Below are 21153 nucleotides of genomic sequence, written 5' to 3' on the forward strand. Positions count from 1 at the left end.
AACGGCTGGTCGATCGGACGCTCAGGCGTCGGGATGTAGGCGTCAACAGCCGCCATCAGCTCGCGGATCGCGTCTTCGCCGATCTTCTTGTCCGAATCTTCAAGTGCTGCCAGAGCCGAACCCTTGACCACCGGAATGTCGTCGCCCGGGAAGTCGTAGGACGACAGCAGTTCGCGAACTTCGAGCTCGACCAGCTCCAGAAGCTCGGCGTCGTCAACCTGGTCGACCTTGTTCAGGAACACAACGATTGCCGGAACGCCAACCTGGCGAGCAAGCAGGATGTGCTCGCGCGTCTGCGGCATCGGGCCGTCGGCAGCCGAGCAAACCAGGATCGCGCCGTCCATCTGAGCGGCACCGGTGATCATGTTCTTCACATAGTCGGCGTGGCCGGGGCAGTCGACGTGCGCATAGTGACGGGCCGGCGTCTCGTATTCGACGTGAGCCGTCGAGATCGTGATGCCACGTGCCTTTTCTTCCGGCGCAGCGTCGATCTGGTCATACGCCTTGTACTCGCCGAAGTACTTCGTGATCGCTGCCGTCAGAGACGTCTTGCCGTGGTCAACGTGCCCAATCGTACCAATGTTAACGTGCGGCTTATTGCGCTCAAACTTACTCTTTGCCATTTTCGGCTCTCCATTTTTCCTGTCCCCGAAGGGATCAATTCTTGTTATCGGTCAATTGGTATTCCGGTCACTTCTGACCGGAATACTTTGCCTGGATTTCCTGTGCGACGTTCGACGGAACCGGCGCGTAATGATCGAAGGTCATCGTGTACTGTGCACGGCCCTGAGACATGGAACGCAGGTTATCGACATACTTGAACATGTTTGCCAGCGGGACGTTCGCGTTGATGACAACAGCGATACCGCGGCTTTCCTGGCCCTGGATCTGGCCACGACGCGAGTTCAGGTCGCCGATGACGTCGCCGACGTAGTCTTCCGGTGTCACGACTTCGACCTTCATCATCGGCTCGAGGAGCTGAGCGCCGGCTTCGCGGGCTGCTTCACGGAAGCAAGCACGCGAGGCGATTTCGAAGGCCAGAACCGACGAGTCGACGTCGTGGAAGGCGCCATCGATGAGCGTCGCCTTGACGCCGAGCATCGGGAAGCCAGCCAGCGGGCCTGAAGACAGAACGCTTTCGATGCCCTTCTGAACGCCGGGGATGTATTCCTTCGGAACGGAACCGCCGACGATCTTGGACTCGAACTTGAAATCGTCGCCTTCCGGGTTCGGTTCGAACACGATCTTGACGCGAGCGAACTGACCGGTACCACCCGACTGCTTCTTGTGGGTGTAGTCCTTCTCCGTCTGACGCGTGATGGTTTCGCGGTAAGCAACCTGCGGCGCGCCGACAGTTGCTTCAACCTTGAATTCACGACGCATACGGTCGACGATAATGTCGAGGTGAAGTTCACCCATGCCGGCGATGATCGTCTGGCCCGATTCCTGGTCCGTCTTCACGCGGAAGGACGGGTCTTCTGCAGCCAGGCGGTTGAGCGCGAGGCCCATCTTTTCCTGGTCGCCCTTGGTCTTCGGCTCGATCGCGATCTGGATGACCGGCTCGGGGAATTCCATGCGCTCGAGGATAACCGGCTTCAGCGGATCGCAGAGCGTATCGCCAGTGGTGGTTTCCTTGAGGCCGGCCAGAGCGACGATGTCGCCAGCGAAGGCTTCTTCGATGTCTTCACGCGAGTTCGAGTGCATCTGTAGCATACGGCCGACACGCTCGCGCTTGTCCTTGACCGTATTCATGACCGACGCGCCCTTTTCGAGCTTGCCGGAGTAGACGCGGGCGAAGGTCAGCGAACCGACGAAGGGGTCGTTCATGATCTTGAATGCCAGCATGGACAACGGCTCGCTGTCGTCAGCGTGACGTTCGATCTCGGCCTCGGTCTTGAAATCGATGCCCTTGATCGCCGGAATGTCGAGCGGCGACGGCAGGTATTCGACAACGGCGTCGAGCAGCGGCTGAACACCCTTGTTCTTGAAGGCGGTGCCGCAGAACATCGGATGGAACTTGACGTCGATCGTGCCACGACGGACGAGCGCGCGGATCTGATCGTTATCAGGCAGGTTGCCTTCGAGGTAAGCTTCAGTCGCGGCTTCGTCGATCTCGACAACGGTCTCGATCAGCTTTTCGCGATATTCTTCAGCCTTGGCCTTCATGTCTTCCGGAATTTCGACGACGTCCCACTGAGCGCCGAGCGATTCGTCGCGCCAGATGAGAGCGTTCATCTCGATCAGGTCGATGACGCCCTTGAACTCGGTTTCAGCACCGATCGGCAGCTGCATGACGACAGCGGTAGCGCCGAGGCGGGTCTTGATCATCTCGACCGAGCGATAGAAATCGGCGCCGGTCTTGTCCATCTTGTTGCAGAAGATCATGCGCGGAACATGATACTTCTCGGCCTGACGCCAGACGGTTTCCGTCTGCGGCTCAACGCCGGCGTTGGCATCGAGCAGCGCGATGGCGCCGTCGAGAACGCGCAGCGAACGCTCGACTTCGATGGTGAAGTCGACGTGGCCGGGAGTGTCGATAATGTTGAAGCGGCGGGTCTTGCCGTCACGGCCCTTCCAGTAGGTCGTGGTGGCAGCGGAGGTGATCGTGATGCCACGCTCCTGCTCCTGCTCCATCCAGTCCATGGTGGCGGCACCATCGTGCACTTCGCCGATCTTGTGCGACTTGCCGGTGTAGTAAAGAATACGCTCGGTGGTCGTGGTCTTACCGGCGTCGATGTGCGCCATGATACCGAAATTGCGGTAGTCTTCGATCTTATATTCGCGAGCCATAATGGACTGCCTTTCCGAAACCGTTCGGGATTACCAGCGATAATGCGAGAACGCACGGTTGGCATCAGCCATCTTGTGCGTATCTTCGCGCTTCTTAACGGCAGCGCCGCGGTTGTTGGAGGCATCGAGAAGTTCGCCGCTGAGGCGGTCGACCATCGTGGTCTCGTTGCGCTTGCGAGCAGCAGCGATCAGCCAGCGAATGGCCAGAGCCTGACGACGCTCCGGGCGAACATCGACCGGAACCTGGTAGGTAGCACCACCGACACGACGCGAACGAACTTCAACGTGCGGAGCGATGTTATCCAAAGCCTGATGGAACACGCCGAGCGGCTCCTGCTTTGCCTTGCCCTGCACGGCGTCGAATGCGCCGTATACGATGTTTTCAGCCACGGACTTCTTGCCGTCGAGCATGATGGCATTCATGAACTTGGTGACGACCAGATCGCCGAACTTCGGGTCCGGGTTGATCTCGCGCTTTTCTGCTCTGTGACGTCTGGACATGTACTTCTCGTCTCTCAACTATTAGCGGCGCTTCACCACGCGGAGAACCTCGCGCAGCACCGGATTATCTGAAACCGAATTACTTCGGACGCTTTGCACCGTACTTGGAACGGCGCTGCTTGCGGTTCTTGACACCCTGGGTATCGAGAACGCCGCGGATGATGTGGTAACGGACACCCGGAAGGTCCTTAACGCGGCCGCCACGGATCATGACGACTGAGTGTTCCTGAAGGTTGTGACCTTCACCCGGAATGTAACCAATGACTTCGAAGCCGTTGGTCAGGCGGATCTTTGCGACCTTACGCAGAGCCGAGTTCGGCTTCTTCGGCGTCGTCGTGTAGACGCGGGTGCAAACGCCGCGCTTCTGCGGGTTCTCCTGAAGAGCGGGAACCTTGTTACGCTTTACCTGCGCCTGGCGAGGCTTGCGGATCAGCTGGTTTACGGTAGGCATTCAACCATCCCTTATAAATCTATCTCGACACCCTTGCGGGCATGACTATCGCCGTCACCGGCAACGACACACGATCGTCTCAATGCGCAAAACGTGGCCCGATCCGCTTTCGCAGATGGACCACAGAAAAGCAGAGGACGCCGATATGGCGTCTTGCGTGCAGCATTCGTGTCTTCAACGTGCGTTTTAGAACCTTGTTTGAGGTGAACTCCAGAGCGCGTCGCCCCGAACAGCCATGCCTCACATGGGTCCTGATGGCGGCGGTACTACTGGTTTCCCGTCGCTTCGTCAAGGCCGGTTAAGAAATTATCTTTGTCACAGAGGCCTGAAAGGCCCGGCAAACCAGCCATTTGGCGCTTTCGATACGGAAATGCCGCCCCTTCGGCAAGATGGACTTTGGTATTTCGTTAAAATCCCTATAAGAAATCACGGAAAGACAATTCCATCAGATGACCCGTGCGACCAAAAGGAATCGCCTGGTCGATTCGACACCCCCGAAGGAAGACTCATGATTACTGCGCCAGACAACGACAACAATTCCGACGGCCCCATGGTCTTCATCATCATCGGCAAGGGCTACGAGACCGACGGCGGCGAAGGCGTCGACCTCCATGTCATGCTGAAAGCGCCTGATGACGACTCCGCCGTGCGCGAAGCGCTCAACGCGCTTGCCGAAGAAGGCTTCATCGAAGCCGACCTCGACCAAATCGGCCTGCTGACGGACGTACCGGACGAAGAGCCGCACGCATCGGCCTATCAGGGTGCACTCGAAGGAGAAGTGGCGATCATCCGGTTCCGCTGACAGGTAGTCCTCCGGAGGCCAGGCAACCGCCCTGCCCCGCTTTCGCTCCATCACCGAATAAAAGAGAAGCCGCCCGGATCACTCCGGGCGGCTTTTGATTTCCAGCAGGCTTGCCGCCCTTATTCGGCAGCAGGAGCCTTCTCGCCAGCCATGTCCTGAAGCATGGGCGTGGCGACGCCAGCGTCCGTGCCCTTGCGACGCTCTTCCAGAATGAGCTCGTCGCGAGCCGTGGCGATGCGGCGGATCTGGGTCATGGTGCCGCCGGTACCGGCCGGGATGAGACGGCCGACGATGACGTTTTCCTTCAGACCCTGCAGGCCGTCGGTCTTGCCGGCGATCGCAGCTTCCGTCAGTACCTTCGTCGTTTCCTGGAAGGAAGCGGCAGAGATGAAGGACGGCGTTTGCAGCGACGCCTTGGTGATGCCGAGCAGAACCGGATCGCCGTAAGCGGGCTTCTTGCCTACCTCGATCAGGCGGTCGTTGGCGTCCTCCAGCTCGATACGATCGACGTTGTCGCCGACGATATACTGGCTGTCGCCCGCATCGGTGATTTCCACCTTCTGCAGCATCTGACGGACAATCACTTCGATGTGCTTGTCGTTGATGACAACGCCCTGCAAGCGGTAGACTTCCTGGATTTCGTTGACGAGATAGGAAGCCAAAGCCTCCACGCCCTTGATCGCCAGGATGTCGTGCGGAGCCGGGTTACCGTCGAGGATGTAGTCACCCTTTTCGATATAGTCGCCATCCTGAAGATGGAAGGGCTTGCCCTTCGGGATCAGGTACTCGACCGGCTCGACACCGTCTTCCGCCGGCTCGATGATGACGCGGCGCTTGTTCTTGTAATCGCGGCCGAGACGGATCGTACCATCGATCTCTGCGATGATGGCATGGTCCTTCGGACGACGAGCCTCGAACAGTTCGGCAACACGCGGCAGACCGCCCGTGATGTCCTTGGTCTTGGCGCTTTCCAGCGGCGAACGGGCGAGGACGTCACCCTGCGACACCTTCTGGCCCGGCTCGACCGACAGGATCGCGTCGACCGAGAGCAGGAAGCGGGCGTCACCGCCGCGCGACAGCTTGGCAACATTGCCGCTGGCGTCCTTGATGACGATCGCCGGCTTCAGATCCGAGCCACGCGGCGTCGAACGCCAGTCGAAGACCTGACGCTTGGTGATGCCTGTGGACTCGTCGGTTGCTTCGAGAACCGAAAGACCGTCGATGACGTCTTCGAAGTGAACCGTACCGGCCACTTCCGTCATCATCGGGCGGGTATAGGGATCCCACTCCGCCAGACGCTGGCCGCGCTTCACCTTGTCGCCATCGTCGACATGGAGCTTCGAGCCGTAAGCGACGCGCTGCGAGGAACGCTCGACACCGCGCTCGTCCAGGATCTGGACCGTCATGTTGCGGCCCATGGCAACCAGGTTGCCATCGGAGTTGCGCAGCATGTTGCGGTTCTTGATCTGAACCGTGCCCTCGTAGGAGGCTTCCAGGAACGACTGGTCGACCACGGTGGCCGTGCCGCCCAAGTGGAACGTACGCATGGTCAGCTGCGTGCCCGGTTCACCGATCGACTGCGCGGCGATGACGCCGACAGCTTCACCGAGATTGACAGGCGTGCCGCGAGCCAGGTCGCGGCCGTAGCAGACCGAGCAGACGCCCGTCTGGATTTCGCAGGTCAGCGCCGAACGGATGCGGATCGACTGGATACCAGCCTTCTCGATCTCGATGACATCCGGCTCAAGGATCATCCTGCCGGCATCGACGATGCGCTCACCCGTGACCGGATGATCGATATCGTCCAGCGCCGTGCGGCCGAGGATGCGGGCGCCGATCGAAGCGACGACCTGACCGGCATCGACGATGGCGGTCATGGTGAGGCCCTTGTCGGTACCGCAATCGACGTGGGTGACAATGCAATCCTGAGCGACGTCGACGAGACGGCGGGTCAGGTAACCCGAGTTCGCGGTCTTCAAGGCGGTGTCAGCAAGACCCTTACGGGCACCGTGCGTCGAGTTGAAGTACTCGTTCACGGTCAGGCCTTCCTTGAAGTTCGAGATGATCGGCGTCTCGATGATTTCGCCCGACGGCTTGGCCATGAGGCCGCGCATGCCGCCCAACTGACGCATCTGGTTCGGAGAACCGCGGGCGCCCGAGTGGCTCATCATGTAGATCGAGTTCATCGGCTTCTGACGACCGGTCGCCGGGTCGAATTCGACGGCCTTAATGCGGGCCATCATTTCTTCGGCGACCTTTTCCGTGGCCTTGCCCCAGGCGTCGACAACCTTGTTGTACTTTTCGCCCTGGGTGATCAGGCCGTCATTGTACTGCTGCTCGTATTCCTTCACCAGGGCTTCGGTGTCACCGACGATCTTAACCTTGGTATCCGGAATGACCATGTCGTCCTTGCCGAACGAAATGCCGGCGCGGCAGGCATGGGAGAAACCGAGCTGCATGATACGGTCGCAGAAAATGACCGTGTCCTTCTGGCCGCAATGGCGGTAGACCGTGTCGATCATCTTGGAGATGTTCTTCTTGGTCATTTCCTGGTTGCAGATGTCGAAGGTCACCTTGCCATGCTTCGGCAGCAACTCGCCGATCAGCAGGCGGCCGGGCGTCGTTTCGTAGATCTTCGAATAGGGCTTACCCTCTTCGTCGACCGACTTGAAGCGGCCGCGGATCTTCGAATGCAGCGTCACAACCTTGTTTTCGAGAGCATGGTGCAGCTCGCCGAGGTCGGAGAAGGCCATGCCTTCGCCCGGCTCGTTCTGGTTCAGGATCGACAGGTAGTACAGGCCGAGAACCATGTCCTGCGAGGGAACGATGATCGGCGCGCCGTTTGCCGGATGCAGGATGTTGTTGGTCGACATCATCAGCACGCGGGCTTCAAGCTGGGCTTCGAGCGACAGCGGCACGTGAACGGCCATCTGGTCGCCGTCGAAGTCGGCGTTGAAGGCCGTGCAGACGAGCGGGTGCAGCTGGATAGCCTTGCCTTCGACCAGCATGGGTTCGAAGGCCTGGATGCCCAGGCGGTGCAGCGTCGGCGCACGGTTCAAGAGAACCGGATGCTCGCGGATGACCTCGTCGAGGATATCCCAAACTTCCGGCTTTTCCTTTTCGACCAGCTTCTTGGCCTGCTTGACGGTCGAGGAATAACCCTTCGCGTCGAGGCGGGCGTAGATGAACGGCTTGAACAGCTCGAGCGCCATCTTCTTCGGCAGGCCGCACTGGTGCAGCTTCAATTCCGGACCGGTTACGATGACCGAACGGCCGGAATAGTCGACGCGCTTGCCGAGCAGGTTCTGGCGGAAGCGGCCCTGCTTGCCCTTGAGCATGTCGGACAGCGACTTCAGCGGACGCTTGTTGGCGCCGGTAATGACGCGGCCGCGACGGCCGTTGTCGAACAGCGCATCGACAGATTCCTGCAGCATGCGCTTTTCGTTGCGGATGATGATGCCCGGAGCGCGCAGTTCGATGAGGCGCTTCAGACGGTTGTTACGGTTGATGACGCGGCGATACAGATCGTTCAGATCCGAGGTCGCGAAACGGCCGCCATCCAGCGGAACCAGCGGGCGCAGGTCCGGCGGGATGACCGGAACGACCTTCATGATCATCCATTCCGGACGATTGCCTGACTCCATGAAGTTCTCGACGATCTTCAGGCGCTTCATCAGCTTCTTCTGCTTGAGATCCGACGTGGTGTCGGCAAGCTCGGCACGCAGGTCGCCCGCGATCTTTTCGAGGTTCATGCTGGCCAGCATCTCGTAGATCGCTTCAGCACCGATCATGGCGGTGAACTGGTCTTCGCCATATTCGTCGATGGCGAGCATGTACTCTTCTTCCGAGAGAAGCTGATGCTCCTTAAGGGCGGTGAGGCCCGGCTCGGTGACGATGTAGTTTTCGAAGTAGAGGACGCGCTCGACATCCTTCAGCGTCATGTCGAGCAGCGTGGAAATGCGGCTCGGCAGCGACTTCAGGAACCAGATATGGGCAACGGGAGCGGCGAGCTCGATATGACCCATGCGCTCACGGCGAACGCGCGACAGCGTGACTTCGACGCCGCACTTTTCGCAGATGATGCCCTTGTACTTCATGCGCTTGTACTTGCCGCACAGGCACTCGTAATCCTTGATCGGCCCGAAGATTCGTGCGCAGAAAAGACCATCGCGTTCCGGCTTGAACGTACGATAGTTGATCGTTTCCGGCTTCTTGATCTCGCCATAAGACCAGGAAAGAATCTTCTCCGGCGATGCGATCGAAATCCGGATGGAATCGAAATTCTGTGCAGGCACCTGCGGATTGAAAAGATTCATGACCTCTTGGTTCATGCCTGTCTCCTTTTGGGGCGAAGCGCCCTCGAACTGCAATCAGTGCCGGCAAATTCCCGGGAACCGGACTGACGCGTTAAAACGACAATAACCGCAAAATGCGGCGAAACCGTCCCCGCCTGGCGCTACCCGAAATAGGGTGCCGGCTGGAACGGTGCGCGCTGACGGACAGCGCGCACCCTATCGACTGTTACTCGGCCGCATCCGGAAGCTGGTTCGCCGTCTGCAGATCGTCGATCTTGGAATTTTCCAACTCGACGCTGAGACCCAGCGAACGCATTTCCTTGACGAGAACGTTGAAGCTTTCCGGAATGCCCGCCTCGAAGGTATCGTCGCCACGGACAATGGCTTCGTAGACCTTGGTGCGGCCGGCCACGTCGTCCGACTTGACCGTGAGCATTTCCTGCAGCGTGTAGGCTGCACCGTAAGCTTCGAGCGCCCAGACTTCCATTTCGCCGAAGCGCTGACCGCCGAACTGCGCCTTACCGCCCAACGGCTGCTGGGTGACGAGCGAGTAAGGACCGATCGAACGGGCGTGGATCTTGTCGTCGACAAGGTGGTTCAGCTTCAGCATGTAGATGTAGCCAACCGTGACCTGACGGTCGAACTGCTCGCCGGTACGACCGTCGTACAGCGTCGACTGGCCGGTCTGCTTGAGACCTGCCATGACCAGCATCTCGTTGACATCGGCTTCGCCGGCGCCGTCGAAGACCGGGGTCGCGATGGACACGCCACGCTTCCACTGGTCGGCCAGACGCAGAACCGATGCATCGTCATACTCGTGAACGTCGTCGCTCTTCGGACCGTCGCCGACGACCATGTCGATCGTCTTGCGCAGAGGTTCGATGTTGCCGCTCGCCTTGTAAGCTTCGATCAGCTCGCCGATCTGACGACCCATGCCGGCGCAAGCCCAGCCGAGGTGCGTCTCGAGGATCTGACCAACGTTCATGCGCGAGGGAACGCCGAGCGGGTTCAGCACGATGTCGACATGCGTGCCGTCTTCGAGGAACGGCATGTCTTCGACCGGCACGATACGCGATACGACGCCCTTGTTGCCGTGACGACCGGCCATCTTGTCGCCCGGCTGGATCTTGCGCTTCACAGCGACGAAGACCTTGACCATCTTCATGACGCCCGGAGGCATTTCATCGCCGCGCTGGACCTTCTCGACCTTGTCCATGAAGCGCTGTTCGAGGCGCGACTTGGATTCGTCGTACTGGCCACGCAGGGCTTCGAGTTCGCCCTGGACCTTCTCGTCCTCGACGGCGAACATCCACCACTGCGAACGCGGATACTCCGAAACGACGGCGTTCGACAGTTCCGTGCCCTTCTTGAAGCCCTTCGGACCGGCAAGAGCAACCTGACCACGCAGCATTTCGACCAGGCGGCCGTAGACGTTGCGGTCAAGGATCGCCTGCTCGTCGTCGCGGTCCTTCGCGAGACGCTCGATCTCTTCGCGCTCGATCGCCATGGCGCGTTCGTCCTTCTCAACGCCGTGGCGGTTGAAGACGCGAACTTCGACGACCGTACCGTAGGTGCCGGGCGGCATGCGCATGGAAGTGTCGCGAACGTCGGATGCCTTTTCACCGAAGATGGCGCGCAGAAGCTTTTCTTCCGGCGTCATCGGGCTTTCGCCCTTCGGCGTGATCTTGCCGACGAGGATATCGCCCGGCTGGACTTCGGCGCCGATGTAAACGATGCCGGCTTCGTCCAGATTCTTCAGCGCTTCTTCCGAAACGTTCGGAATGTCGCGGGTGATTTCTTCCGGACCGAGCTTGGTGTCGCGCGCCATCACTTCGAATTCCTCGATGTGGATGGAGGTGAACACGTCATCGGCAACGATACGCTCGGAGAGCAGGATCGAGTCTTCGTAGTTGTAGCCGTTCCACGGCATGAACGCGACGAGCACGTTACGGCCGAGCGCCAGATCGCCGAGGTCGGTCGAGGGACCGTCCGCCAGGATGTCGCCCTTGTTGACCACGTCACCGACGGTGACCAGCGGGCGCTGGTTGACGCAGGTGTTCTGGTTCGAACGCTGGAACTTCATCAGGCGATAGATATCGACGCCGGACTTCGACGGATCGAGATCTTCCGTGGCGCGGATAACGATACGCGTCGCGTCGACCTGGTCGACCACACCGCCGCGGCGAGCGCCGATGGCAGCACCCGAGTCACGCGCGACGACCGGCTCCATGCCGGTGCCGACGAACGGAGCTTCGGCGCGCAAGAGCGGCACGGCCTGACGCTGCATGTTCGAGCCCATGAGAGCACGGTTGGCGTCGTCGTTTTCCAGGAACGGGATCAGCGCGGCTGCAACCGAAACCAGCTGCTTCGGCGAGACGTCCATCAGGTTGATGTTGTCGCGCGGAGCGAGCATGACTTCGCCGGCATGACGGCAAACGACGAATTCTTCGATGAAGGAACCTTCAGCGTCGAGTTCGGCATTGGCCTGGGCAACGTAGTACTTCGCCTCTTCCATGGCGGAGAGGTAGAGCACGTCGTTGGTCACCTTACCGTCGATGATGCGGCGATAAGGGCTTTCGATGAAGCCGTACTTGTTGACGCGGGCGAATGTCGCCAGCGAATTGATGAGGCCGATGTTCGGACCTTCCGGCGTTTCGATCGGGCAAATACGACCGTAGTGCGTCGGATGCACGTCGCGGACTTCGAAGCCGGCGCGCTCGCGGGTCAGACCGCCCGGGCCAAGAGCCGAAAGACGGCGCTTGTGGGTGATTTCCGAAAGCGGGTTCACCTGGTCCATGAACTGCGACAGCTGCGAGGAACCGAAGAATTCGCGAACGGCGGCAGCCGCCGGCTTCGCGTTGATCAGATCCTGCGGCATGACCGTGTCGATTTCGATCGAGGACATACGTTCCTTGATCGCACGCTCCATGCGCAGCAGGCCGAGACGGTACTGGTTCTCCATCAGCTCGCCGACCGAACGGACGCGGCGGTTGCCGAGGTTGTCGATGTCGTCGATTTCGCCCTTGCCGTCGCGCAATTCGACCAGCATCTTGACCACGGCCAGGATGTCGTCCTTGCGCAGGACGCGAACGGTGTCGGCAACGTCGAGGTCGAGGCGCATGTTCATCTTGACGCGGCCGACGGCGGAGAGATCGTAACGCTCCGCATCGAAGAACAGCGAGTTGAACATGGCTTCGGCCGACTCCATGGTCGGCGGCTCACCCGGGCGCATGACGCGATAGATGTCGAACAGAGCGTCCTGACGGTTCTCGTTCTTGTCGGCAGACAGCGTATTGCGGATGTAGGCGCCGACATTGATATGGTCGATGCCGAGAACCGGAATTTCTTCGAAACCAGCCTTCAGGATGACCGGCAGGGTCTTCTCGTCGATTTCGTCGCCGGCTTCGAGATAGATCTCACCGGTCCGAAGGTTGACGATATCCTCCGCCAGGAACAGACCGTACAGCTCTTCGTCCGTCGCCTTCAGGGCCTTGAGGCCCTTGTCCTGTAGCTGACGCAGCAGACGCGGGGTCAGCTTCTTGCCGCCTTCGACCACGACTTCGCCGGTGTCGGCGTCGATCATGTCGGTAACGGTCTTGGCGCCCTTCAGCGTTTCCGCGTTGAAGGGAATGCGCCAGCCATCGCCGGAGCGCTGGTAGAGCGACTTCGTATAGAAGGTCGACAGGATTTCTTCGCCATCCATGCCGAGCGCCATCAGCAGCGACGTCACCGGAATCTTGCGGCGGCGGTCGATACGGGCGTAGACGATGTCCTTGGCGTCGAATTCGATGTCGAGCCAGGAACCGCGATACGGGATGACGCGGGCGGCAAAGAGCAGCTTGCCGGAAGAATGGCTCTTGCCCTTGTCGTGATCGAAGAAGACGCCCGGCGAACGGTGCATCTGCGATACGATCACGCGCTCGGTACCGTTGACGATGAAGGTACCGTTGTTCGTCATGAGCGGCATGTCGCCCATGTAGACGCTCTGTTCCTTGATGTCCTTGATGGACTTCGCGCCCGTATCCTCATCGATATCGAACACGATCAGACGGAGAGTGACCTTCAGCGGCGCGGCATAGGTCAGGTCGCGCTGGCGGCACTCGTCGACGTCGAACTTCGGCGGTTCGAATTCATACGATACGAACTCCAGCATCGAAGCGCCGGAGAAATCGGTGATCGGGAAAACCGACCTGAAAACGGCCTGAAGACCTTCGTCCGGGCGGCCGCCCTTCGGCTCTTCGACCATCAGAAACTGATCGTAGGACGCCTTCTGAACCTCGATGAGGTTCGGCATCTCTGCGACTTCGGGAATCTTACCAAAAAACTTGCGTACGCGCCTGCGCCCATTGAACGAAAGGGTCTGAGCCATCGTCGCTCCTTTAAAATCCTGCACCCGGGCCTGCAACGGATGGGAACCGCTGGCCAGGCGATCCCATCAATCAATGAGTAGTCCAATCTCGTCTAACTAATCGAAAACCGCTCGGCACGGATTGCGTCGCGGTTCGATTTGAGACCATCCTCTTGAAGAACCCATTACCCAAAAGCCGGTTTGCCTGCGGCTTTTGGGTAATTCGTTCAGAAAAACGGCAAATGGGAGGCGGCAAAAAGCCACCTCCCAAAGCAGTTTCAAGCTTACTTGACGTCGACCTTTGCGCCGGCGTCTTCGAGCTTCTTCTTGATGTCAGCGGCTTCAGCCTTGGAAACGCCTTCCTTGACAGCCTTCGGAGCAGCTTCGACGAGGTCCTTAGCTTCCTTGAGGCCGAGGCCGGTGATAGCGCGGACTTCCTTGATGACGTTGATCTTGTTCGCGCCAACATCCGTGAGGATGGCGTCGAATTCGGTCTTTTCTTCTTCAACGACAGCAGCAGCGGCAGCACCACCAGCGGCAGCAACAGCTACCGGAGCAGCGGCGGAAACGCCCCACTTTTCTTCGAGAAGCTTGGACAGTTCTGCGGCTTCGAGAACGGTCAGCGACGAGAGGTCGTCTACGATCTTTGCGAGATCAGCCATTTTTGTAGTTCCTTTTGTTCGGTTCGAACTGGTTGATTATGAACAGCGAAAAACCGCCTTACGCGGCTTCGTCCTTCTTGGCGTAGGCCGAGAACACGCGAGCAAGCTGACTTGCCGGCGCTGCAACAACACCTGCGATGCGGGTAGCCGGAGTCTGGATCATGCCCAGCAGCTTCGCGCGCAGCTCGTCCAGCGAAGGCAGGGTCGCGAGCGACTTCACACCTTCGGGGTTGAGCGTTGTTGTTCCCATGGCGCCGCCCAAGACAACGATCTTATCGTTGCCCTTGGCGAAATCCACGACGACCTTCGGAGCGGTAATCGGATCAGTGCTGTATGCTATCAGCGTCTGACCGGTGAAGAGATCGGAAATCCCTTCCGCGTCCGTGCCCTGAAGAGCAATTTTGGCCAGGCGGTTCTTCGCGACTTTGATAGTGCCGCCAGCAGCGCGCATCTTCGAACGAAAATCGTTCATCTGAGCGACTGTAGCACCAGCATAGTGGGCCACGACAACTGAGCCCGAAGCCTTGAAGACTTCGTTCAGTTCCGTGACGAATTCGCGTTTTTCCGCTCTTTCCACTGCTTTTCTCCAGTTGACAGGACCGGGTTAACGGACCTGCCGGGTTGCCTTTTGCCTCATGGGATCAAGTAGATCCCAAGCGACGCTTGAGGATCCTGTCCCCTCGCGCTCGAGCCTGACGGCTCCAAGGCACAAGGCATCCAAGGCTCGAACCGAGTTCATCGAAGCAAGGCTTCTTCAAAATTCGGGTCTTACCCGTCTCATGCAGGCTTAAGTGATTAAGGGATAACCACCTGCAATCTCGGACAGGAATTCCGGATTTCTCCGGAAATCCCGGCCCCGAAAGGCCGGGAATTCTTGAGTGCCGGGCAAGATGCCCGGCATAATCATCAGGCGCTCGGCGCCGTAACCGTCGACAGCTCGATCTTGACACCCGGACCCATGGTCGAGGAGATCGCTACGCGCTTCAGGTAGTTGCCCTTGGCGCCAGCCGGCTTTGCCTTGATGACGGCGTCGGCGAAGGCGCGGATGTTTTCTTCCAGAGCCTTGGCGTCGAAGGAAGCCTTGCCGATGCCGGCATGGACAATACCAGCCTTCTCGACGCGGAACTCGACAGCGCCACCCTTGGAAGCTTCGACGGCAGACTTTACGTCCATCGTGACGGTACCGACCTTCGGGTTCGGCATCATGCCGCGCGGGCCGAGAACCTTACCGAGACGGCCGACGAGCGGCATCATGTCCGGGGTCGCGATGCAACGATCGAAGTCGATCTTGCCGCCCTGAACGATTTCGACCAGGTCTTCCGCGCCGACGATGTCAGCGCCTGCAGCCTTGGCTTCATCAGCCTTGACGCCACGAGCGAAGACGGCAACGCGAACCGTGCGGCCCGTGCCGTTCGGCAGGTTGACGACGCCGCGAACCATCTGGTCGGCGTGACGCGGGTCAACGCCGAGGTTCATCGCGATTTCGACGGTTTCGTCGAACTTGGCGACGGCACGTTCCTTGACCATGTTGATGGCCAGATCCAGAGCATAAAGCTTGGTCGGATCAACGCCTTCACGAGTCTTTTGAATACGCTTTGCTACCATGGTCTCAACCCACCACTTCCAGGCCCATGGCGCGGGCGGAGCCCTCGATCATGGCCATTGCGCCTTCGATATCGGCGGCGTTCAGATCCTTCATCTTGGCTTCGGCGATAGACTTCACCTGAGCCTTGGTCAAAGTGCCAGCCTTGGCGCCCTTGCCCGGGGTCTTCGAGCCGGACTGGATCTTTGCTTCCTTCTTCAGGAAGTAGCTGACCGGCGGCTGCTTCATGATGAAGGTAAAGGACTTGTCCTGGTAGTAGGTGATGACGACCGGGATCGGCATACCCTTTTCCATTTCCTGCGTGGCGGCATTGAACGCCTTGCAGAATTCCATGATGTTAATGCCACGCTGACCAAGCGCAGGACCGATCGGCGGCGACGGATTCGCCGAGCCGGCCTTAACCTGCAGCTTGAGCTGGCCTGCAACTTTCTTAGCCATTTCTCTCTGCCTTTCTGAATGGCCGGTCTCCCGGCCCACGATGCCGGATCGCTCCGGCGGCTGCGGTTGCGTGGTGCGGATTAAAGACCTGGCTAAGGCCCCACCCTTCCACGCGGATTGCGGCTGCGCCGCGAGATATAAGTAAGCATTTACTTATATCCAAACTCATTGGAAAGATCAGCAATCAAACTGATCTTTCCGGACGGAAACGATCAAACCTTCTCGACCTGACTGTATTCCAGCTCGACCGGCGTAGCGCGGCCGAAGATCGAGACCTCCACCTTCAGGCGCGAACGCTCTTCGTCCACATCCTGAACCGTGCCGTTGAACGAGGCGAACGGACCATCGGAAACGCGGACCTGCTCGCCGATCTCGAAGGATACCGAAGCCTTCGGCCGCTCGACGCCTTCCTGGACCTGACCGAGAATGCGCTCGGCTTCATAATCCGGAATCGGAACGGGTTTATTGTCGGAGCCCAGGAAGCCAGTGACCTTCGGCGTATTCTTGATCAGGTGGTAAGCTTCATCCGTCAGGTTGGCGCGAACCAGCACATAACCCGGGAAAAACTTACGCTCGCTATCGACCTTGCGACCGCGACGCACTTCGACGACCTTTTCAGTCGGCACGAGGATCCGTTCGAACAGATGCCCGAGACCCTTCTGCCTGGCTTTCTCCTCGATGGATTCAGCCACTTTCTTTTCAAAATTAGAATAAGCGTGAACGATGTACCAACGTGCCGCCATGTTCATCTCCACCCGATATCAGTTGCCGGTATTCAGCACATAGCTGAGTATCCAGCCAATGAGCTGGTCGGCAGCAAAGAAAAACAACGAGGCGAAAACAACCATGACAAGTACCATCACCGTCGAGATCATCGTCTCACGGCGTGATGGCCAAGTGATTTTCGACGTCTCGGAGCGAACTTGCTGCAGAAACGCTAGTGGATTCGTTTTGGATGCCATTGACTGCCCACGCAATTACGGCGCGTAAAGCTGAACATATCAGCCCCACGCACCGCGTGTCTGTTGAACCCTACATAAACACCGATTCCCAATTTAACAAGAGGCAATCCAGTGTTTTCGAAAATTTGCCGTCAAAACGGCATGCTCCCTCAACTTGAAAAGCAGCGAAATAACCGCGCCAATCAAATCAAAGGAAAGTGGCAGGGGCAGCAGGGCTCGAACCTACGACCTGCGGTTTTGGAGACCGCCGCTCTACCAACTGAGCTATACCCCTTCATTCTTCGAGTATTTACATCAAGCGGTGGACCGCCTGAGCAGTTCGAAGACATGGCGCTCCCTTTAAGACGGGACGAAACGATTGGCAAGAGCGTTTTTCGCTTTTTCCCAATCGAGCCCGCAGCTTCGCGGCATGCAGCCCAGCACGGTCAATAGCGCCGCCGCGCAGAACCATTGCGGAAGGCGCCGAAAAGGCGCCTCTCGCTGCGCCGCTACTCCCCAGGCGAACCCTTCGGCTTCCGCTTCAGAAATTTTGGCCTGAGACGGCGCAGGAAATTATCCGTCGAACGAATCACATTGGTCAGCGAAATCAGCTTGTCCACTTCCGCATCCGCGTTGCCCAATCGCTCGGACAGCACTTCCGCGGCGGCCAGCGAAATCTCAGCCGATGGTATTTCGGAAAAACGTTCGGCCAGCCTGATATAGGGATTAAGGGAAACGCCGCCATGAATGGTGATCTTCCCGAGACGCGCGAAGAGGCGCAGGAAGGTTTGCTCGAAGGTCCAGTCATGGGCGGAGACCACCCTCCACTTCTGGCTACGCCTCGCCGAAAAACCGGCAAGAACGATGGCTCCGGGTAGCTTCAAATCGCTGAGCCATAGCGCCATGGCGAAACCGCTGGTCGGGGTCTTGCCTTCCGTATAGAAATCGGAGCAGAAACCGACCAGATCGAGATGGCCTGTCGGCGCGCCCTGAAAGTCGGCGGCCGGATTGAGCTTCTCCTCCGGGCCGAGGCGGATGTTCATGATGCCGAGGAAATATTCCTTCGGGAAGAATTTGACGACCTCGCCCACCTCGCCCCGATAGACGATATTGGCACCGCGCGGCTGGCCGCGCGAGATCAGCAGCGAGTGCCCGGGGAAAGGACGGTCCAGGACCTTGTAGACCTTATTGAAGAAGACGAAGAGCGCTGTCGGCGGAAACTGCGCCTGCAGGCTTCCCATGTCGACCGCGTCGCTGTTGGCGACCAGCACGATATGAGAATAAGCCGCCAGCAGGGGGCGCCATTCGTCGGCGCTGTTCAGGCCAGCCGCGGAGCCCGCGGCCGGGAGGCCGGCATCCACGGCCCCTGTCGGCTCTTGCCTCAACTCGCTCACTTCTGCTGTACGTGCAGCATACGCTCACGCATGGCAAACCATTCCTCGGCGTAATCGTCGTTGCGGTATTCGTCGAAATACGGGCCGCCGTCGGTGAAATGCACCAGCTTGGCATCCTCGCGGTAGTCATATTCATTGACGAGATAATTCCAGGTCACCGGCACCTCACCGATCTGGTCGTCGCTTTCCAGCCACTTGAATTGATGGAGCTCAAGGCCGGTGGCCGTGTTGACGAAGTCCTTCGTCAATGCCTTGCACTTGGCATTGTTGAACAGGATCATGCTCGACCAGTTCTTCTTCGCGTACTTGGTCTGCGTCTGGCCGAGGAACTTGGTTTCGATCTTCGGCTGGTAATCGTGCTTGACGCACATGGCCGCATAGCGATCGTCGCGCAGCGCCCAGAGTTCGGCGATATCGGTGCGGGCCAGCATGTCGCAATCCATGAAGATGCTCCAGCCCTCATAGTCGCTGAGGTAGGGCACCAGGAAGCGCGAGAAGGAAAACTCGGTCGACTGCAGCGCATTACGCTCGCGCGTGAAAATGCCGCTCAGATTGTTGAGCACGATCGGCGAGAATACCACCGGGATCGAGGACCGCTCGATGATGCTCTGGGCGAGGACGTGATAGGCCACGACCTCCTTGGAATCGAAACCGACAAAAATACGTGCAACACTATCCTTCATGACACCTCCGAAACGGCTGACCCCTTGAGAGCCAGCCGGCAAACCATTTTTCGTAGCGACGCAAACTGCCGCGATTCCATCCGCAAAGCACCAGGGCCGGGGGATGTTCGTTCGAAACAGGGGCGCGAATATGCCGTACCTCCCGCTGCAATCTCCAGGAGATACCCAGCATACGCAACCCTACTTAAATAAACGGGGATATTTGTCGAGTGTTTGCGGAAGCATTTTTGGTTATGCTGCGTAACAAATGGAGAGGCTTCGTACTTGGTCGACGCCTCAGCCGGGCACCGCGAGAGCGCCCGGCCCTATTCGGAGGTCACGCAGCTTCAGACCTTCACATATCGCCGCCAGTCGTGCTCTTCCTTGAAACCGAGGACTTCGCGGATCTTGCGGTTGGAAAGCAAGCCTTCATATTCGCCGATCTCACGGGTGAAAGGCACGTTCGGATAGTGCCTGGCGGCGAGTTCGCGCGAGGGCGTGTTGGCTGAAACCGTGTCGTTGGCGGCGTTGAATACCTGGAAGCCCAGGCCGCTTTTTTCGATGCAGAGGTGAACGATCTGGCCGAGATCGCGGGCGTCGATATAGCTCCAGGCGATGCGCTTGCGGATCCCGCTGTCGGCGAAATATTCCGGGAAGCGCTCATATTCGTGGGGCTCGATGACGTTGCCGATGCGCAGCGCATAGATGTCGATGCCGAAGCGCTCGGCGAAGGCCCGCGCCGTCTTTTCATTCAGAACCTTGGACAGGCCATAGGAATCCATCGGATTGACGTCATAGTCCTCCTCCAGCGGGAACTGATGGAAATCGCGATGGCCTTCGGCGAAGCAGACGCCGTAGGTCGTTTCGCTTGACGCAACGATGATCTTCTTCACGCCGAGCTTCGCCGCCGCCTCGATGACGTTATAAGTGCTCATCGTGTTGATGCGGAACGTCTCGTTGTCGGGCTTCAGCAAGATGCGCGGGACGGCTGCGAAATGCACGACGGCATCGAAGGGCTGCACGCCCCTGCCCTGATCGAGATCGGGGAAATCCCGATGCATGGTCAAGACGTTATAGACTTGTCCCGCATCGGTGACATCGGCCTGCAGATTGGTGACGCCGGGGCTGTTCAGCGGCACGAGATCGACGTTGTGGACTTCGTAGCCGGCCTCGACCAGCCAGGGCACGGTGTGGCGTCCGGCCTTGCCGCTGCCGCCAGTAAACAGAATGCGCTTCTTCATGAAATCTCCTCCGGATAAAATCCTAGCGATAGGTAGACCTTTTCGGCTGTTTCGCAAGGCAGGTGCGGCAGTTGGAATCACTTGACCGACGTGCTTGCGGTGAATAGCGCCGCTCGTCACCGGTCGGTGACTGGCCGCATTACCCGTGCAGATGCTGCAAAACCCGCGCGGCACTCTGCTCGATCGAAAGGCGACTGGTATCGAGAATCCCGCAGCCTTGCGTCAACGCTTCATTGCGCAGATAGGTTGCCCAGTTCATCATCTCCGCATTGGCCAGCTCTGGCTGGCCGCGCTCCATCGTCAACCGATGCGTTCTCGCCGCATCGTCGCAATCGACCAATAACAGTTTGTATTCATTGATCTTTGCTGCCGCGACAGCTTCAATGACGAAGGACATCCGCATCTGTCCCTCGAGCAGCGCCGCCTCACCCCTCCGGACATGTGGGGCAAGACGCGCCAGCCACTCCATGGTTTTGGCGCGCTGCCAGGCCTCCGGCGAGCCATGATCTTGGATCATGACGTCAAGTGCGGGGACGCCGATGCTGTCGAAATGATGGACGGTCACCTCAAGCGCATGATTCTTCGCTATCGCCTGCGCGATCGTCGTCTTGCCCGAACCCGAGGCGCCCGTCAGAATGATCAATCCCATGGCACTTGCCCCAATGCAAAAGGCCCCGCTGTTTCCAGCGGGGCCTTCTTATAAAGGAATAATCCGAGGATTATTCGACGATGGACGCGACGATGCCTGCGCCGACGGTACGGCCGCCTTCGCGGATGGCGAAGCGCAGCTTTTCTTCCATCGCGATCGGCACGATCAGCTCAACGGCAACCGTGACGTTGTCGCCCGGCATGACCATTTCCGTGCCTTCCGGAAGCGTCACGATGCCGGTGACATCCGTCGTGCGGAAGTAGAACTGCGGACGGTAGTTCGTGAAGAACGGCGTATGACGGCCGCCTTCTTCCTTCGTCAGGATGTACGCTTCGGCCATGAACTTCTTGTGCGGCTTCACAGAACCCGGCTTGCA

Annotated in this window: 18 protein-coding genes and 1 tRNA gene; 1 reads left to right on the plus strand and 18 read right to left on the minus strand. The window is 59.0% G+C overall.

Translation table 11 applies throughout. The features are described from left to right. From GA0061101_RS37295 to rpsL, 4 genes are all read right to left on the minus strand, one after another. Positions 1 to 623 (minus strand): GTP-binding protein (locus GA0061101_RS37295; protein ID WP_141694180.1); only part of this gene is annotated, 623 nt, incomplete at its 3' end. Positions 624 to 690: 67 nt separating this feature from the next. Beyond that, on the minus strand, positions 691 to 2790 hold the full coding sequence (gene fusA, locus GA0061101_RS37300) for an elongation factor G (RefSeq protein ID WP_037201277.1): 2100 nt from the start codon (positions 2788 to 2790) through the stop codon (positions 691 to 693). 30 nt (positions 2791 to 2820) lie between these two features. Then, a complete protein-coding gene (gene rpsG, locus GA0061101_RS37305; protein ID WP_034513449.1) occupies positions 2821 to 3291 on the minus strand; it encodes a 30S ribosomal protein S7 in 471 nt (156 codons plus the stop codon). A 79-nt stretch (positions 3292 to 3370) separates the two neighbouring features. Then, positions 3371 to 3742, minus strand: coding sequence for a 30S ribosomal protein S12 (rpsL, locus tag GA0061101_RS37310; RefSeq protein WP_003507760.1), 372 nt, complete (start codon positions 3740 to 3742; stop codon positions 3371 to 3373). Positions 3743 to 4250: 508 nt separating this feature from the next. Here rpsL and GA0061101_RS37315 point away from each other — a divergent pair. Further along, positions 4251 to 4544: a hypothetical protein gene (locus GA0061101_RS37315; protein ID WP_047562197.1), complete on the plus strand. Its 294-nt coding sequence runs from the start codon at positions 4251 to 4253 to the stop codon at positions 4542 to 4544. Positions 4545 to 4663: 119 nt separating this feature from the next. Here GA0061101_RS37315 and rpoC read toward each other — a convergent pair whose 3' ends face one another. The 14 genes from rpoC to GA0061101_RS37385 form a co-directional block, all read right to left on the minus strand. Beyond that, positions 4664 to 8875 carry a DNA-directed RNA polymerase subunit beta' gene (rpoC, locus tag GA0061101_RS37320; protein ID WP_037201282.1) on the minus strand — a complete coding sequence of 1404 codons (4212 nt, stop codon included), beginning with the start codon at positions 8873 to 8875 and terminating at the stop codon, positions 4664 to 4666. 190 nt (positions 8876 to 9065) lie between these two features. Continuing rightward, positions 9066 to 13208, minus strand: coding sequence for a DNA-directed RNA polymerase subunit beta (gene rpoB, locus GA0061101_RS37325; RefSeq protein ID WP_037201284.1), 4143 nt, complete (start codon positions 13206 to 13208; stop codon positions 9066 to 9068). A 263-nt stretch (positions 13209 to 13471) separates the two neighbouring features. Beyond that, a complete protein-coding gene (rplL, locus tag GA0061101_RS37330; RefSeq protein ID WP_034486692.1) occupies positions 13472 to 13849 on the minus strand; it encodes a 50S ribosomal protein L7/L12 in 378 nt (125 codons plus the stop codon). 58 nt (positions 13850 to 13907) lie between these two features. Continuing rightward, positions 13908 to 14426 (minus strand): 50S ribosomal protein L10, encoded by a 519-nt coding sequence (gene rplJ / locus GA0061101_RS37335; RefSeq protein WP_034513455.1) that lies wholly within the window; start codon positions 14424 to 14426, stop codon positions 13908 to 13910. A 329-nt stretch (positions 14427 to 14755) separates the two neighbouring features. Continuing rightward, positions 14756 to 15454: a 50S ribosomal protein L1 gene (rplA, locus tag GA0061101_RS37340; RefSeq protein WP_037201285.1), complete on the minus strand. Its 699-nt coding sequence runs from the start codon at positions 15452 to 15454 to the stop codon at positions 14756 to 14758. 4 nt (positions 15455 to 15458) lie between these two features. After that, positions 15459 to 15890, minus strand: coding sequence for a 50S ribosomal protein L11 (gene rplK / locus GA0061101_RS37345; protein ID WP_037201287.1), 432 nt, complete (start codon positions 15888 to 15890; stop codon positions 15459 to 15461). A gap of 212 nt (positions 15891 to 16102) precedes the next feature. Further along, on the minus strand, positions 16103 to 16633 hold the full coding sequence (nusG, locus tag GA0061101_RS37350) for a transcription termination/antitermination protein NusG (RefSeq protein ID WP_034513460.1): 531 nt from the start codon (positions 16631 to 16633) through the stop codon (positions 16103 to 16105). An 18-nt stretch (positions 16634 to 16651) separates the two neighbouring features. Next, positions 16652 to 16852: a preprotein translocase subunit SecE gene (secE, locus tag GA0061101_RS37355; protein ID WP_034513461.1), complete on the minus strand. Its 201-nt coding sequence runs from the start codon at positions 16850 to 16852 to the stop codon at positions 16652 to 16654. Positions 16853 to 17050: 198 nt separating this feature from the next. After that, positions 17051 to 17126 (minus strand) — tRNA-Trp (locus tag GA0061101_RS37360). Between the two features lie 214 nt (positions 17127 to 17340). Then, entirely contained in the window at positions 17341 to 18192 is an 852-nt protein-coding gene (locus GA0061101_RS37365; RefSeq protein WP_047562192.1) for a hypothetical protein, read from the minus strand. 29 nt (positions 18193 to 18221) lie between these two features. Beyond that, positions 18222 to 18908 (minus strand): glycosyltransferase family protein, encoded by a 687-nt coding sequence (locus GA0061101_RS37370; RefSeq protein ID WP_037201288.1) that lies wholly within the window; start codon positions 18906 to 18908, stop codon positions 18222 to 18224. Between the two features lie 326 nt (positions 18909 to 19234). Beyond that, positions 19235 to 20128: an NAD-dependent epimerase/dehydratase family protein gene (locus GA0061101_RS37375; protein WP_092577621.1), complete on the minus strand. Its 894-nt coding sequence runs from the start codon at positions 20126 to 20128 to the stop codon at positions 19235 to 19237. Positions 20129 to 20267: 139 nt separating this feature from the next. Then, positions 20268 to 20777, minus strand: a complete 510-nt coding sequence (locus GA0061101_RS37380; RefSeq protein WP_092577624.1) for an ATP-binding protein — start codon at positions 20775 to 20777, stop codon at positions 20268 to 20270. A 70-nt stretch (positions 20778 to 20847) separates the two neighbouring features. Continuing rightward, on the minus strand, positions 20848 to 21153 hold a 306-nt coding region (locus GA0061101_RS37385; protein WP_483426005.1), incomplete at its 5' end, for an elongation factor Tu.

This window comes from Martinezella lusitana, from assembly GCF_900094565.1.
GTDB lineage: Bacteria > Pseudomonadota > Alphaproteobacteria > Rhizobiales > Rhizobiaceae > Rhizobium > Rhizobium lusitanum.

What these genes read in the sequence shown, in the direction of transcription:
- GA0061101_RS37380 (WP_092577624.1), bottom strand. Translation starts at nt 20,777, where the DNA reads ATGGGATTGATCATTCTGACGGGCGCCTCGGGTTCGGGCAAGACGACG.
- rpsL (WP_003507760.1), bottom strand. Translation starts at nt 3,742, where the DNA reads ATGCCTACCGTAAACCAGCTGATCCGCAAGCCTCGCCAGGCGCAGGTA.
- rpoC (WP_037201282.1), bottom strand. Translation starts at nt 8,875, where the DNA reads ATGAACCAAGAGGTCATGAATCTTTTCAATCCGCAGGTGCCTGCACAG.
- rplK (WP_037201287.1), bottom strand. Translation starts at nt 15,890, where the DNA reads ATGGCTAAGAAAGTTGCAGGCCAGCTCAAGCTGCAGGTTAAGGCCGGC.
- GA0061101_RS37370 (WP_037201288.1), bottom strand. Translation starts at nt 18,908, where the DNA reads ATGAAGGATAGTGTTGCACGTATTTTTGTCGGTTTCGATTCCAAGGAG.
- GA0061101_RS37315 (WP_047562197.1), top strand. Translation starts at nt 4,251, where the DNA reads ATGATTACTGCGCCAGACAACGACAACAATTCCGACGGCCCCATGGTC.
- nusG (WP_034513460.1), bottom strand. Translation starts at nt 16,633, where the DNA reads ATGGCGGCACGTTGGTACATCGTTCACGCTTATTCTAATTTTGAAAAG.
- rplL (WP_034486692.1), bottom strand. Translation starts at nt 13,849, where the DNA reads ATGGCTGATCTCGCAAAGATCGTAGACGACCTCTCGTCGCTGACCGTT.
- rplA (WP_037201285.1), bottom strand. Translation starts at nt 15,454, where the DNA reads ATGGTAGCAAAGCGTATTCAAAAGACTCGTGAAGGCGTTGATCCGACC.
- rpsG (WP_034513449.1), bottom strand. Translation starts at nt 3,291, where the DNA reads ATGTCCAGACGTCACAGAGCAGAAAAGCGCGAGATCAACCCGGACCCG.
- secE (WP_034513461.1), bottom strand. Translation starts at nt 16,852, where the DNA reads ATGGCATCCAAAACGAATCCACTAGCGTTTCTGCAGCAAGTTCGCTCC.
- GA0061101_RS37375 (WP_092577621.1), bottom strand. Translation starts at nt 20,128, where the DNA reads ATGAAGAAGCGCATTCTGTTTACTGGCGGCAGCGGCAAGGCCGGACGC.
- fusA (WP_037201277.1), bottom strand. Translation starts at nt 2,790, where the DNA reads ATGGCTCGCGAATATAAGATCGAAGACTACCGCAATTTCGGTATCATG.
- rpoB (WP_037201284.1), bottom strand. Translation starts at nt 13,208, where the DNA reads ATGGCTCAGACCCTTTCGTTCAATGGGCGCAGGCGCGTACGCAAGTTT.